The following is a 14,326-nucleotide window of genomic DNA, read 5'->3' as shown; positions in this document are numbered from 1 at the left end:
GCTATATGATACCAGATCGAAGACTTCGCAGAAAACGCTTGGATTCGGAATCATGCATCACGTCGGCGCGATCCTCCCCCAAGCGCGGTCGACGCTCCCGGCGCACGCGCGGACATTAGAACTTCGCCTGAATCTCGCCCCGCTCAAGCTTTCGCAGTCGGCCCATTTCAAGAAGGATGAACACCGCCGTGGTGAAGATGGCCAGGAAGTCCGCCAAAGGCGTGGCGAAATACAGCGCATCCAAACTCGTGAACTGCGGAAACCATCCCGGCAATACGAGCGGCAGCACCAGGAACAACGGGATGAGGAACAGGATCTGGCGCGTGAGCGACAGAAAGATGGATTTCGCCGGCTGGCCTGTCGCCTGAAAGTAGTTCGATCCCACAATCTGGAATCCGACGAACGGCAGCATGGCCAGCTGCACTTTGAGGGCAAACACCGTGAAGCCGAGCAAGCTATCATCCTCGATGCCGAAGAACCCGACGATCTGCTCCGGGAACAGGTGGACAAGGCCCCATAGCACGACGCCGATGCCGGTCGCTCCGATGATGCCGCACAGTAACGTTTTCTTCACGCGCTCGAACAAGTGCGCACCGTAGTTGAACCCGAGCAACGGCTGAATGGCGATCGCCACGCCGATAAGCGGCAGTACCGTGAACATCGCCACCCGCTGCACGACGCCGATGGAGGCGAGCGCCCCCTCCGCTCCGATGGGGTTCATTGACCCGTAGAGATTCAACAGATTGTTGAGCACGAAGTTCACCACGGCCATGCCCGCCTGCACGGCAAAGCTAGCCAAGCCGAGCGAGAGGATGAGTCCGACCGTGCGCGCATGGAGCGGTAAGTGGCGCAGGCGCAGGCGCATGGGCACGTTCTTCGTGAACAGGAAGTACCACAGCACGCAGGCGCACGAGATAGCCTGGCCGAAAAGCGTAGCGAGCGCACTGCCCTGCACGCCCCACCCCAACACCATGACGAACAGAAAGTTGAAGATCGTGCACGCCACAGCGCCCACGATCATGGTCGAAAGCGCGCGATTCGGCGCACCGGCCGTCCTGATGAAGTTGTTCACGCCCATGCCGATGCACTGGAACACGAAGCCGAGCGAGATGATCTGGATAAACGAGCGGGCATAGTACCAGTCCTCCGCCGTGGCGCCCGAGATGCCCAGCACGCCGTCGATGCACGCCGGCACATGCGCTACCACGGCCACGACGGCAGCCAAGATGATGCTCAGGCACACCGTGTTGCCTAGGCTTCGCTCCGCCTCTTCACGATTGCCCTCGCCCATCCGCAATGCCGCAAGCGCATTGCCGCCGTTTCCTACGAGCATGGAGATAGCCATGAACACCGTCATGACAGGCATCGCGACCGTGGCCGTGGCCAGGCCGATCTCGCCCATGGCCTGGCCGAGAAAGATGGAATCGATAAGGTTGTAGGCGCCGTTCACGAGCATGCCGAGGATAGAGGGTATGGCAAACTCCACGATCAGGCGCGGAATGGAAGCCGTGCCCATGCGCGTGACTTTGTCCTCGCGGGCGGGCTGGGCGGGCTGCTCGTTCTCGTCGGATACGGGGTTCTTCGTCGCTACCATAGCTTCGGGGTTGCCTTTCGCGTCGATGCCTTTTGCGGGAACGACATATTGTACCCCCAAGATAGGAGTCATCCCAGCCGCCAGCGCATACACCATAAAGTGGACGGTTCCAGCGCTCGGCGCCCGGAAAAGGAAGGCCTCAAAATAGACAGGCTACGCCAAAGATGCAAGGTGGGCTTCGCCGGAAGCCACGGCGGTCTCGTCGCCGGACGCATCGCGCAGTACAAGACGACCCTGCTCGTCGACCCGCACAACACAGCCAGCGGCGAGGGTCGCTCCCCCTCGATCGACGACGACGACGGCACGGCCCGTCAGACTCGAATGCTCGTCGAACTCGGCAGCCAACGATGCGAACCCGGCGTGCGTCCACGCTTCGTACAGCGGCGCGAAGGCTGCTAGAAACGCATCAAGCACCTCGTCGACGGATACATCGGCAAAGTCGGCCACGTAGGCGGCGCGATTCTTGCCGCCCACCTCGGGACGCTCGGCTGGCGGCCGGACGTTCACGCCGACGCCCGCGCACACCCCGCCCCCATGTCCCTCAAGCGAAATGCCGCAGAGCTTGCCCGCTTCGGCCACCACGTCGTTAGGCCATTTGACGAGGATACGTGCGAGTTCCGCCTGAGAAGCGAGCCCTGCGAGTGCACGGCGCACAGCCAATCCCACGACCAGGCTCAACGTGGGCAGCAGCGTCGGCGCAACCTGCGGACGCAGCAACAGCGAACAGTACAGGCCGCCTTCCGGGCTCGTCCACCTGCGGCCTTGGCGGCCGTACCCGGCCGTCTGCCGCCTTGCGCGAACCACAAGACCCTCTGTCTCGCCGTCATCGAGAGCGCGCTTCACCATCTCATTCGTCGACGTGACCTCCTCGAAGGAGCGCACGCGAAACGGCAGAGAAACGCCTCCGTCCCCCTGTGCGACGGACGCCGGCAGCATGGTATCGCGGCTCACAGGCGCTCGGCCTTCCCCACCTTCACGGCATCCGCAGTCACCGTATTCCCGTCGGCCAGCACATGTCCGGGACGTAATTCGACGATCGGCTTGACCACGAAATCGCGCTCGAGGGCACGCGGATGCGGCAGCGTGAGCACGTCGGCATCCGACACGTACAGCTGGTAGTCGACGATATCGATGTCGCAGGTGCGGGGCCCGTTTTCAATTTCGCGCACACGGCCCAGGCTGTTTTCGATCGCATGCAGATAGCCCAAGAGCTCCTTGGGCGCGATGCCCGTGCGCAGCAGAACGGCCGCATTCACGAACGTGTCCTGATCCTCGTAGTACGCGGGCTCGCTTTCATAGAAACCAGATATGTCCACGATCTGCGTGTCGGGCAGCGCGCAAAGCTCGGTAATGGCTTGGTTGAGCATGGCCTTCTTGCCCTCGCGCTCTTCGCCCGGCTCGGCTACAAGGGCGACGTTGCAGCCCAGGCTCAAAAACACGTACGGCCGCAGGTCGCCGAGCGCCTTTACCGTCTCGGCTACGTTGTGCGTGCGCACTATGCTCGCGCCCAACTCGCACGCCATGAGCGCCTCAGCAGCCGACACCTGGTCGCGATCCGCAGGGCTCTCAATGCCATGGGCGAAACCCAGGTAGCTCTTGCGTGACAGCGCCGCCATCACCGGATAGCCAAGACGGGCGAACTCCTGGAAGTTGCGCACGAGGTCGAGCGTCTGCTGCGGCGTCTTGCCGAAGCCAGGACCCGGATCGATGCAGATGCGGTCGCGCGCGATGCCCGCCTCCTCAAGGGAAGCGGCCCGGTCGCGCAGCCAATTGCGCACGTCGGCCACCACGTCGTCGTAAGCGGGAGCATCCTGCATGGTCGCGGGTTCCCCTTGCATATGCATGACCACGAGACCGCAAGCCCGATCGCGCACGAGCCCCACCATAGCCGGGTCGCGAAAGCCCGACACGTCGTTGACGACGGCTGCGCCCGCGTCGAGGCACGCCTCTGCCACGGCCGCATGCCGCGTATCGATGCTCACGCATACGCCACGCTGCGCCAGCTCGCGCACCGCCGGCACCACGCGCGCAAGCTCATCGGCTTCGGTCACGGGCGCGGCACCCGGACGCGTCGACTCGCCACCCACGTCGATGATATGCGCCCCTTCGTCGAGCATGCGCTCGGCGTGCGCGATCGCCGCATCGAGCGAGTCGTGCGCTCCCCCGTCGGAAAAGGAGTCGGGGGTCACGTTGAGAATGCCCATCAAAATGGGCATTCTCGTGTCGAATTCGTAGGTTGAACAGCGCCAGATCATCGTTCGGTATCGTCGCCTTTCGCGTCGTCTTGAGCTGCAGGAGGCTCGCTGCGGCGCTGGGCTTCCGGCTGGCGGTGCTCGGAGTCCTTCGACTCCATGCGCGACGGCTCCTCACTCGCAACGGCATCTTGCCGACCTTGCGACATGGGCGCACCTTCTTCGTGTGGGACATCCTGCTCGCCGTCGCCAGGAGCCGGCTCGCGGAACGGCGGATTCGGGTCCTGATCGCCCGGTTCCACCGGCTCCTCTTTCCAGTCGGGATCGGCTAGCTGCGCATCCCGGGCGCGAGCCTCGGCCTCTTCGCGCTCTTTGCGGGCGATGATCTCGTCCTCGTGCTTGAGGTATTCGTCCCACGTATTGTCGAGCAGCGCCAGGCACGCCTCGCCTTCCACGGTCTCGCGCTCCAGCAGCACGCTGGCCATGAGGTCCATCTGCTCGCGATGGCTTACCAAGATCTCGTAGGCGCGGTCGTGCGCGTCCCTCATGATGCGGGCGACCTCGTCGTCGATGCGCTTGGCCGTCTCCTCCGAGTAGTCCTGCGTGTTGCCGTAGTCGCGGCCGAGGAACACCTCGTGGTTTGGCTGGCCGAACACCTGCGTGCCCAGTTCGGCACTCATGCCGTACTGCGTCACGATGGCGCGGGCCATCTTCGTGGCGCGCTCCAGATCGTTCGAGGCGCCCGTGGTGATATCGTCGCAGAAGATCTCCTCCGCCACACGGCCGCCCATGAACACGGCCAGCTCGTCGCGCATCTCGCCGAGCGAGTTGAGCACCTTGTCCTCCTTGGGGATGGACAGCGTGTAGCCGAGCGCCCGACCGCGCGAGATGATGCTGATCTTGTGCACGGGGTCAGCGTGCGGCAGCAGATGCCCAACGAGAGCATGACCGCTTTCGTGGTAGGCGATGGTGTGCTTCGTCTGCTCGTCGAGCACGCGGCCCTTGCGCTCCGGGCCGGCAATGACACGCTCCATGGACTCCGACACTTCCTGCTGCGTGATGATCTTCTTGCCGCGGCGAGCGGTGAGCAGCGCGGACTCGTTCATAAGGTTCGCCAGGTCGGCGCCTGTGAAGCCCGGCGTGAGCTTGGCCACCTTCGAGAGATCCACATCGCTGCCAAGCGGCTTGTCTTTCGCGTGCACCTGCAGAATCTTCTCGCGGCCCTTCACGTCGGGCGCATCCACCACGATCTGGCGGTCGAAGCGGCCGGGGCGCAGGAGCGCCGGGTCGAGTACGTCAGCACGGTTCGTCGCAGCGATGAGCACGACGGAGTCGTTGGCTTCGAAGCCGTCCATCTCCACGAGTAGCTGGTTGAGCGTCTGCTCGCGCTCATCGTGGCCGCCGCCGAGACCCGTTCCGCGCTGGCGGCCCACGGCGTCGATCTCGTCGATGAAGATGATGGCGGGCGATGCCTCTTTGGCCTGCTGGAACAGGTCGCGCACGCGAGACGCGCCCACGCCCACGAACATCTCGACGAAGTCGGAACCCGAGATGCTGAAGAAGGGCACGCCTGCCTCGCCGGCTACAGCCTTCGCGAGCAGTGTCTTGCCAGTACCCGGAGGACCCACCAGCAAGCAGCCGCGTGGAATCTTCGCACCCATGGACTGGTACTTAGCCGGGTTCGCCAGGAAGTCCTTGATCTCCTGCATCTCCTCGACGGCCTCGTCGACACCGGCGACGTCCGAGAACTTCACATCGGGGCGCTCCTCGGTCGATTTCTTGGCCTTCGCCTTGCCGAACGACATTTGCGAATTGTTCGCCTTCTGCATCGAATTGAAGAAGAAGAACAGGATGAGGCCGATCAAGGCGATGGGCAAAAGCATGCTCAGGATGTCCATCCACGGCGACGGCAGCTGCACCTCGTAGGATACGTTCGGATGCGCGGCCATAAGCTCGCTCAGCGAACCGTAATAGGTTGAGGTGAAGTTGCGCTCCGTGCCCAGTTCGGTCACCGCAATGGTGGTGGTCCCCACTCCGGCGAGACCCTTGCCCGTTTCGGGATTCTTGATGGTGGCCACGCGCGCGTTCATGGCCTGGAGGGCTTCGTTGAACGCCTCGGCTCCCGTCGCGCCCGCCGTGATGGCGGGATAGTAGGAACCGGAAACGGAGTAGTCCCCGGCGCTGTACTTGACGCTGGTCACGCGATCCTGCTCGACCGCCTGCACGAAGTCTGACGTGATGAGATTATCGGTGGGGGTCGCACCCGACGACGACATGTTCATGAACTGCTGGCCCACGAAAAACGCGACAAGCGTGAACAGGAGGACCGATATGATGGTGGTCCGAGGATTCGGCTGCTGGAATTGGGATTGTTTGTTTTGCTGTGCCATACATCCTTACTTTCTGCCTCAAGCGGCTCGCTGCGCGCGGGCGGCCGGACCGGCCCGTCGCCGTCCCCATCCGCTCGCCGTGCTCGGCGCGTCCGGCCCTCTATCGATCGGAGCCGAGGCCCGCCAAGGCCGCCGTGCTAGTACATCTCCGGCTTCAATACGCCGATATAGGGCAGATTGCGGTACCGCTCAGCGTAATCAAGCCCATAGCCCACGATGAACCGATCGGGGCATTCGAAGCCGATATATTTGCATTCGATCTTCGCCTGCGCCAGCGTCTTCTTGCGAAGGAGCGTGGCCACCTCGAGAGATGCGGGATGGCGCGACGCCAGGTTTTTCAACAGGTACTTCAGGGTAAGGCCGGAGTCGAGAATATCCTCGGCCACGACAACGTGACGGCCCTCGATCTCGGAGGCGAGATCCTTGAGGATTCGCACGACGCCGGAACTCTTCGCTCCGTCGCCATACGACGACACGGCCATATAGTCCATTTCGACCGGCAGCTCGATCCGCCGCGCTAGATCAGCCATGAAGATGGCCGCGCCGCGCAAAACCGAGACCAAGACGATGCCTTCGTCGGTAGCCTCTGCGTAATCGCGCGTAATCTGGGCTCCGATTTCGTCCACGCGCCGAGCGATCTCGTCTTCCGTGAACAAAACCTCAGCGATATCGTTATGCACCGTGCCTGGCCTTTTCGTCGCACTCCGCAGCACCAACGCTCAAAAACCGCATGCGATCTGCGCGATCAGTGAGCGAAGGCCTCACGCTTACCTTGAACCCGGTAAGTGTACCATTGTGGCTTCGGGAAAAGGAGACGATACGGTAACGCCGCCCGACATGCCATGATTTTTACATTTCGCCGAATAAGCTGGGCGTTTATGTTGTTCGCCCGACGGCGCAAGCGCGTGGAGAGCGCGACGCGCTCCACCGACAAGCCGTCGTGCCGAAGCCCGCGCATCGCGCGGAGACAGGCCGCCGCATGCCACGAGGACGCTTACTCCAACGACGGGCGCAGGTCGGGAAATTCGTCCAGCAAACGCTCGACCGGCAGGCCGATGACCGTATCGAGCGCGCCGTCCACGCGCTCGACGAGCTTCGCCCCTTCGCCCTGCACGGCATAGGCGCCCGCCTTGTCGAACGATTCCCCTTTGCGCAGGTAATCGGCTATCTCGTCGTCGTCAAGTTCGCGAAACGTCACGGCCGAAGCGTCGGCGAACGTGCGAAAGCCGATCGAAAGGCTCTCGGCCTCCGGAGCGGCGACCATCCAGACCGAAACGGCCGTCACCACCTCGTGCGTGCGCCCCGACAGTCGGCGCAGCATGCGTTTGGCATCGGAGAGGCTCGTGGGCTTGCCGAATATCTCGCCGTCGCACACCACCATCGTGTCGGCGCCAAGGACCATAGCCACACCCGTGTATTCCTCTGCGAGCACTTCCTGCACGACGGCGCCGGCCTTGCGTTCGGCCAGCTTTTTGGCGGCTTCAGGCGGGTCGTCCAGCAGATCGGGCTCAAGGCTTTCGTCAACCTCCGACGCCCTGACGATGAATTTGACGCCCGCCTGCTCGAGCAACTCCCGACGGCGCGGCGAGCCGCTGGCCAGAATCACGTCGAAAGCGGGGGCTTCTTGGGATGGGGTGTTCTGTTCGTTTTCCATGCGCGGTATTGTAGCATCTTCGGACGGGCGATACGGAAGAAGAGCGAACTGCGACTGGAACCGCGCTTCCTGCCGCCCTGCGCCTCACCGCCGCTTCCGGCGGGAGCGGAAGGCGGCCATCGGCTCGATGCGCACCCCGCGCTTGTTCGCACTGACGGCCAGGTCGCCTTGAATGTTCACCACGTACCCGCCGCGCGGGGCGCCTCCTTCGTCGAACGCATCGAGCAGCGCCTCGATCGATGCCGTCTCCACACGAGCCTCGGATCCCAACATGAGCCCGAGGACGCGCGCGACCACCCGACGCTGCAGTGGTCGGGCGAATCCGCCCAGCTCCGGCGCAAGCGTGCAGCCCGCGGCGCAGTCGGCGTCGGCGCCCTCGACCTGCTCGATCCACGACGCAAGCCGCACCGCAAGCTCGTCCGCCTGCGCATCGAGCATATCATCCTCATCGGCGATGAGATTCATAGTGCGGCACAGCACATCGAGCAGCTGCGGATTGCGCTCTTTGGCGCGTGGCACGATCTCGTGGCGCACGTATGCGCGGAACCGATCGGTATGCGCATTCGTGGCATCCTCGCGCCACAGCGCTCCCTGCTCGTCGCATGCCGTCGGCCGGCCCTCCCGCTCACGCTGCTCGATAAAAGAGCGCAGCTCCTCGCGGCTCGTATCGAGCAAAGGGCGCACCACCGGCCCGTTGCGGTAGCGCATGGAGCGAAAACCGCCCGGCCCGGTGCCCACGATAGAGCGCATATAGAAGCTCTCAACGCGATCGTCGGCCGTGTGCGCCGTAAAAATACGGCCCTCGGCCAGCGGTGCAGCAGCGTGAAGGCAAAGGCTTTCCAGCGCCTCGTTTGCCGCAAGGTAGCGCTCGCGGCGGCCGAGGGCCTCCACGTTCTCCCCCGTGCGCTCGGCCTCGCGCGCGATGTCGATCGTGCAGGAGAACAGCGGGATATCCAAAAGCTCGGCGAGCTGCGCCGCGAACCGGGCGTCGGCCTCGGCCTCCTCGCCGCGCAGGCAGTGGTTGACATGCAGCATGGCCAGATCGCCAACCTGGCCTGCATCGTGCAGCGAACGCGCCGCATACGCAAGCGCCGTCGAATCCGAACCGCCCGACACCATGAGCAGAACAGGCGCATCGGGAGCGCACAGCTCCCGTTCGGCGATAGTCGCCTTCATTCGCTCGATGACGGAGGGAGCTGATGCGGCCATGGCAGCCATCCTTTCGCAAGCGGTCCTTCTTCGCCCGATTATACGCCGGCGCGGCGCCCGACCGCGCAAACGAATAGCCTGGCACGGTCGGACGCAACGTTCGTCACTCGAACAGCGAGGTGGACAGGTAGCGCTCCCCGGTATCGACAGCGAACGTGACGATGACGGTGCCGCGCGCCTCGGGATGATCTTCCACAAGGCGGCGCACCGCTGCCGCATTCGCGCCGGACGAGATGCCCGCCAGCACGCCTTCGCGCGCGGCCAGCATGCGCCCGGCCTCACGTGCTTCTTCGGTACTCACCGAAAGAGCGCCGTCGAGCACATCGAGATCGAGCGTAGCTGGAATGAAGTTCGCTCCGATGCCTTGGATACCGTGAGGTGCGGGCACGAGTTTGGCCCCCGCGAGCGCCTGGGATACAAGAGGGCTCTCGGCGGGCTCAACCGCGAAGAAGCGCGTCGAAGCCCCCTGGGCGCGCAAATAGTGGGCAATCCCTGAAATGGTTCCGCCCGTGCCTGCGCCCGCCACCACATAATCGGGGAACCGGCCGAGCTGCCGGACAATCTCTGGCCCGGTGGTCTCCTCATGGGCACGCGGATTGTCGGGATTCGCGAACTGCCCGACAATCCACGCGCCCGGAAGCTTGCGGCTCAACTCCTCGGCGCGCGCCACTGAGCCCGCCATGCCCTCGGAACCCGGTGTCAGCTCGAGGCGCGCGCCGTACGCAGCCATGAGCATGCGCCGCTCGCGGCTCATGGAGTCAGGCATGACGATGACCACATCATAGCCGCGTGCGGCCCCGATCATGGCGATGGCGATGCCGGTGTTGCCGCTCGTCGGTTCCACGAGCACCGTTCTGCCGGGCTCGATCTCGCCCCGCTCCTCGGCGCGGTCGATCATCGACCGCGCTGCACGATCCTTGATGGACGCGCCGGGATTCGCTGCTTCGTATTTGGCGAATACCTGGGCGCCCACCTCCTTGGAAAGTGCGTCAAGCCCGATGAGGGGCGTATCTCCGATTGCCTGGGATAGAAGGTCTGCTGTCATGGCGGTCTCCTTACGTTAGGCGCGTTCTTCGGCCGGTTCTGAGTCGCAGCCGCCGGAACGCCGCTCCCCTTCAGCCAGGAACGCTTGCTCGAACTCCTCCGGCGGAACGGGCCTACCGAACAAAAACCCCTGAATGAAGTCGAGGCCCATCCCGTTGACGATTTCATATTCGTCGTCGGTTTCGACGCCCTCGAGACATACGAGGATGCCCACGTCGTGGCAGAGCGCCACGACGAAGCGAATGAACGTGGCATCGAAGGTACTCTTCTGAATATCGCGGATAAACGTTCGATCGATTTTCACGATATCGGCAGGAGAGGACTTCAGCACCCCGAGCGCCGAATACCCCGTGCCGAAATCGTCCATGGCAACCCGCACGCCCAGCTGTCTGATCTCGTCGAACAGCCGCTGCGCCGCGGCGTCCTCCTGCGCGAAGTAGCTTTCCGTCATCTCCACCACCAGATTGTCGGCCGGAAGCGCCACGTCGCCGAGTAGATCGTGGATATCCTGCACGAGGCTCTCCTCGTCAAGCTGGCGATACGACAGGTTCACGCTCATCACGAACGAAGGATCGAGGGCGCTCCACCGTTTGCACATGGCCACGGCTTCGCCCAACACCCATCGGCCCACCGGCACGATAAGCCCGCTCTGCTCAAGCAAGGGGATAAACTCGATCGGAGACAGATCGCCGTACGCATCGCAATGCCAGCGAGCAAGCGCTTCGGCCCCCACGATCTTGCCGGTCTTCGCGTCGACTTGCGGTTGATAGCACACGCTGAACCCGTCGAACCCATGCTCGACGCTCTCCCGCAGCAGCTCGTTGAGCTCAAGCGTGCGCGTGCGCTCCTTGAGGATGTCGAACGAGAAGTTCGTGCAGCGCTTCTTGCCATGGCCCTTCGCATACTCAAGCGCATAATTTGCACGCTTCACCAGGTCTTCGTAGGTGGCCGCGTCGCGCGGATAGCATGCGCACCCCGCCGAGAGCGTGCAGTAGAACTTCTTTCCCTCATGCTCGTGCTGCCTATCGAATGCCCCGTTCAGAGCGGCGTACATGCTGCGCAGCTCCTCGGCGCCACCGGGCGCGACCACGGCGAACTCGTCACCATCAAGGCGGAACACGCGCGCCGTCTCCGGCGCCGAGCTCTGAATGCGATGCGCGACGATGCGGATAACCTCGTCGCCGAACGCCCGATCGTACCGATCGTTGATATGGCGAAGATCGTCGATTCCCACCACCATGAGGCCTACCGGCTCGCCGGGAGCCTCCTCCAGCCCAAGGCGCACGACGTCTTCGAACTCGAACTTGTTAAACAGGCCGGTCAACGGGTCGACTTTGCTCTTCTTGCCGAGGTTCGCGATAAAGCCCGCGAACAGCGATGGCTTGCCTTTCTCGTCCAGAATGAGCCGGCCGCGGCAACGCAGTCGAACCCACTCGCCTTTGCGGTTCAGTGCGCGATACTCCACCCAATGGCGTGTCGCGCGCCCGTCCACGATCTCCTGGTTCGATTCAAGAAACGCTTGGCGATCATCCTCGTGCACCTTCGCGCCCCAGACGGCGGCGGCGTTCTCCACCACTTCGGAAGGCAGTCCGAACTCATCCACCATGGCGCGCGGATAGCGGAATACGCCCGTCTTCATGTTGCACACATATAAATAATCGTCCGTGCTTTCGACGAGAGCATCGTAGAGGCGGTCGCTTTCATAGGCAAACTCTTCGGAAGCCGATTCTTGCCGGAACGCCGTCTGCTCTTCAAGCGCCTCCAAGTTGTGGTCGATATGGAACCGGCGCTTCTCGACATACATGCGTTGGTCTGCTTGCGCCAACAGCTCGTAGAGTTCGAGAGGAGCCTCGGGATCCGCCTCGGCGATGCCGTAGCAGAACCCGAATTCATAGGGAGGGTCAACGCTCGGAACGAGCCCTGCCAGCGTAGCGCGGGCGCGCTCCATCTTCGTCCGCGCCGATCGCGATCCGCACGCGAACACACAAACGAACTCGTCGCCGCTCAGACGAAAACCGAAATCGCCTTCCTCGAACTCGCGCCGTACCGTCTGCGCGATCGTGCGAATAAGATGATCTCCCTCCGCATGGCCGTGCCGATCGTTCACATCCTTGAGTCGATTGATATCGAAAAGCGCTACGCTCAAAGGAGCGCTGCTTGCGCTTGCAGCCGCCAGCGCAAGTCCGAGCTGTTCCTTGCCGGCTCGTCGCGAGAGCAGGCCCGTCAGCTCATCGGTATTGGCGGATACGAGCGCCGTGACGTCAACCGATTGCTGCAAGTGGACACGGCGGCCGTCGATCCAGGTCACAAGGCTATCGTAGTTACGATAGGTACGACCCGTCACAGAGCTCTCCTCGTCCCACTGCACGAACGGGGTCTCCTCGGACGAGCGCAGCAGAGTTTCGACCGGGCAGAATTCGCAGCGCTCGTTCAGGCCGCTTTGAAGCACGCGCCAGCACACCTGGCCTTCGGGGTCCTCGATGCCGTAATCGTGCTTCATGAACCCATTCATGTACAGAATCTCATCGGTTTCTAGATCCGTCACGTAGATGCTCGTCCGCATGCTCTCGAGCACCGTATCGAACACAAAGCTGCGCAGATCGGCACCCTCGACATCACGCGAATCGGAAGGCTCGCCGCAACGAAGACGCGGCTCGTTGAGGGCGCCGTGCGGACGGAACCCCTCTTCCCGTCCTTGGGGCTCCTCGGTCATCCCATTCATACGAGCGCTCCTTCCTTCGCGACACAGGGCGGCCGCAGCTGACCTTCACCGCACTCGATGAGCGCGACCGTTTCTATATGGTCGGTATGAGGGAACATGTCGACCGGCTGGACAACGCGCACGGCAAACCCGTGCTTGGCCAAAAACGCAAGATCGCGCACCTGTGTGGCAGGATTGCACGAGATGTAGACGATGCGCGACGGCGCCAGCTGCACGGCCGCCGAAAGGAACTCCTCGCTAGCTCCCGCGCGCGGAGGATCCATGAGCAGCACATCGGAGCGCTGGCCCGACGCCGCAGCCGCTCGCATGAAGTCGCCGGCATCGCCCGCAACAAAGCGAGCGTTCTCGATGCCGTTGTGCTTGGCGTTCTCGCGCGCGTCGCGGATAGCCGACGCCACAGCATCCACGCCCGTCACGCGGGCGGCGCCGTGCTTGGCCGCCACGAGGCCGATGGTGCCCGTGCCGCAGTAGGCGTCGATGGCCGACTCCGCACCGGTGAAACCCGCAAGCTCGATGGCCGTGCGGTATAAAACCTCGGTCTGCACAGCGTTTACCTGGTAGAACGACTGCGATGAGACACGGAAGCTCAACCCGCAGAGCCGGTCGAGGATGAACCCCGGGCCGTACAGCGTTTGCTCGCGCTCGCCCAGGATGACATTCGTCCGGCGCTCGTTCACGTTCTGCACGATCGTGGTGATAGAGGGACAGCGCTTGACCAGCTCGCGACAGAACGCGCGCGAGCCTGGGAAGTCGCGCCCGTTCGTCACAAGCGTGACGAGCACCTCCCCGCTCGCATGCCCCACGCGCACCACGGCATGGCGCAGAAAACCGGTGCCCTTGTCTTCGTCGTACGGTTCGATGCCGAAGCGCGGCATGAGGTTGCGAATAGCGAGGATTGCGCGCTTTCCTTCCTCATGCTCGATGAGGCATTCGTCGGTGGCAACGATCCGATGCGTGCCTGCGGCGTACATGCCGCACAGGATCTCGCGCGTTGGGGAACCCGGCGCAGTGCGTCCGCGAGCCCCGCCTGCGCGTGCGCTGCGTGCGGCTCTCCCTTTCGCAGGCGGGCCGCCCGCCATGCCTGGCAGCTTTCGGCCCGGCGCATAGGGAGAGACCACTTTGTTGCGGTAGTGGTACGGTTCATCCATCCCCAGCAGGGGCCGCACTTCGACGTTGCCGAAGCGGGAGAATAAGTCGGCTACGCACGCGTTTTTGCGGGCAAGCTGCTCGGCATAGGGCTCGTTCACGTGCTGGCAGGCACCACACGCTCGAGCATGCGGGCAGCTATACGCGTCGGCTCCGCGGTATTCCGCTTGCTCCTTGCCGACGCGATCGACCCTCGTATTGCCACGCTCGCGATGCTCGAGCGCCCGCTTCTCGTTCGTCATTGACTCCCGCCCGTCATGATGCTTCCGTGGTGCCAATATAGCACATCGATCCGTCGGCCCCTCTGAGGCGCCGGGCATCAGAGGCACGCCGCGGATTCGCAGACGAGCGGAGCGTTGATCGTGCGCGAACGTA

General features: G+C 63.5%; 10 protein-coding genes. All 10 read right to left on the bottom strand.

The features are described from left to right. Positions 1-115 precede the first annotated feature (115 nt). Positions 116-1,594 (bottom strand): MATE family efflux transporter, encoded by a 1,479-nt coding sequence (locus C2L71_RS00115; protein WP_103263767.1) that lies wholly within the window; start codon positions 1,592-1,594, stop codon positions 116-118. Positions 1,595-1,747: 153 nt separating this feature from the next. Next, positions 1,748-2,545: a biotin--[acetyl-CoA-carboxylase] ligase gene (locus C2L71_RS00110; protein WP_239926167.1), complete on the bottom strand. Its 798-nt coding sequence runs from the start codon at positions 2,543-2,545 to the stop codon at positions 1,748-1,750. Further along, entirely contained in the window at positions 2,542-3,849 is a 1,308-nt protein-coding gene (gene folP, locus C2L71_RS00105) for a dihydropteroate synthase (protein WP_103263766.1), read from the bottom strand. The genes C2L71_RS00110 and folP overlap by 4 nt, the downstream gene beginning before the upstream one ends. Then, positions 3,846-6,176, bottom strand: a complete 2,331-nt coding sequence (gene ftsH, locus C2L71_RS00100; protein WP_239926165.1) for an ATP-dependent zinc metalloprotease FtsH — start codon at positions 6,174-6,176, stop codon at positions 3,846-3,848. The genes folP and ftsH overlap by 4 nt, the downstream gene beginning before the upstream one ends. A gap of 137 nt (positions 6,177-6,313) precedes the next feature. Beyond that, positions 6,314-6,856 (bottom strand): hypoxanthine phosphoribosyltransferase, encoded by a 543-nt coding sequence (gene hpt / locus C2L71_RS00095; RefSeq protein ID WP_103263765.1) that lies wholly within the window; start codon positions 6,854-6,856, stop codon positions 6,314-6,316. 314 nt (positions 6,857-7,170) lie between these two features. Then, entirely contained in the window at positions 7,171-7,830 is a 660-nt protein-coding gene (locus C2L71_RS00090; protein ID WP_103263764.1) for a Maf family protein, read from the bottom strand. Between the two features lie 84 nt (positions 7,831-7,914). Then, positions 7,915-9,006 (bottom strand): tRNA lysidine(34) synthetase TilS, encoded by a 1,092-nt coding sequence (gene tilS, locus C2L71_RS00085; protein ID WP_418762859.1) that lies wholly within the window; start codon positions 9,004-9,006, stop codon positions 7,915-7,917. A gap of 136 nt (positions 9,007-9,142) precedes the next feature. Beyond that, positions 9,143-10,084 carry a cysteine synthase A gene (gene cysK, locus C2L71_RS00080; RefSeq protein WP_103263762.1) on the bottom strand — a complete coding sequence of 314 codons (942 nt, stop codon included), beginning with the start codon at positions 10,082-10,084 and terminating at the stop codon, positions 9,143-9,145. A 15-nt stretch (positions 10,085-10,099) separates the two neighbouring features. Further along, positions 10,100-12,805 (bottom strand): bifunctional diguanylate cyclase/phosphodiesterase, encoded by a 2,706-nt coding sequence (locus C2L71_RS00075; RefSeq protein ID WP_239926163.1) that lies wholly within the window; start codon positions 12,803-12,805, stop codon positions 10,100-10,102. Next, positions 12,802-14,193, bottom strand: a complete 1,392-nt coding sequence (gene rlmD, locus C2L71_RS00070) for a 23S rRNA (uracil(1939)-C(5))-methyltransferase RlmD (protein ID WP_103263761.1) — start codon at positions 14,191-14,193, stop codon at positions 12,802-12,804. Before rlmD ends, C2L71_RS00075 begins: the two co-directional genes overlap by 4 nt. Positions 14,194-14,326 lie beyond the last annotated feature (133 nt).

This window comes from Enteroscipio rubneri (assembly GCF_002899715.1).
Taxonomy (GTDB): Bacteria; Actinomycetota; Coriobacteriia; order Coriobacteriales; family Eggerthellaceae; genus Enteroscipio; species Enteroscipio rubneri.
The sequence above is the reverse complement of the archived record's forward strand: the minus strand, read 5'-3'. Positions and strand labels throughout refer to the sequence as shown.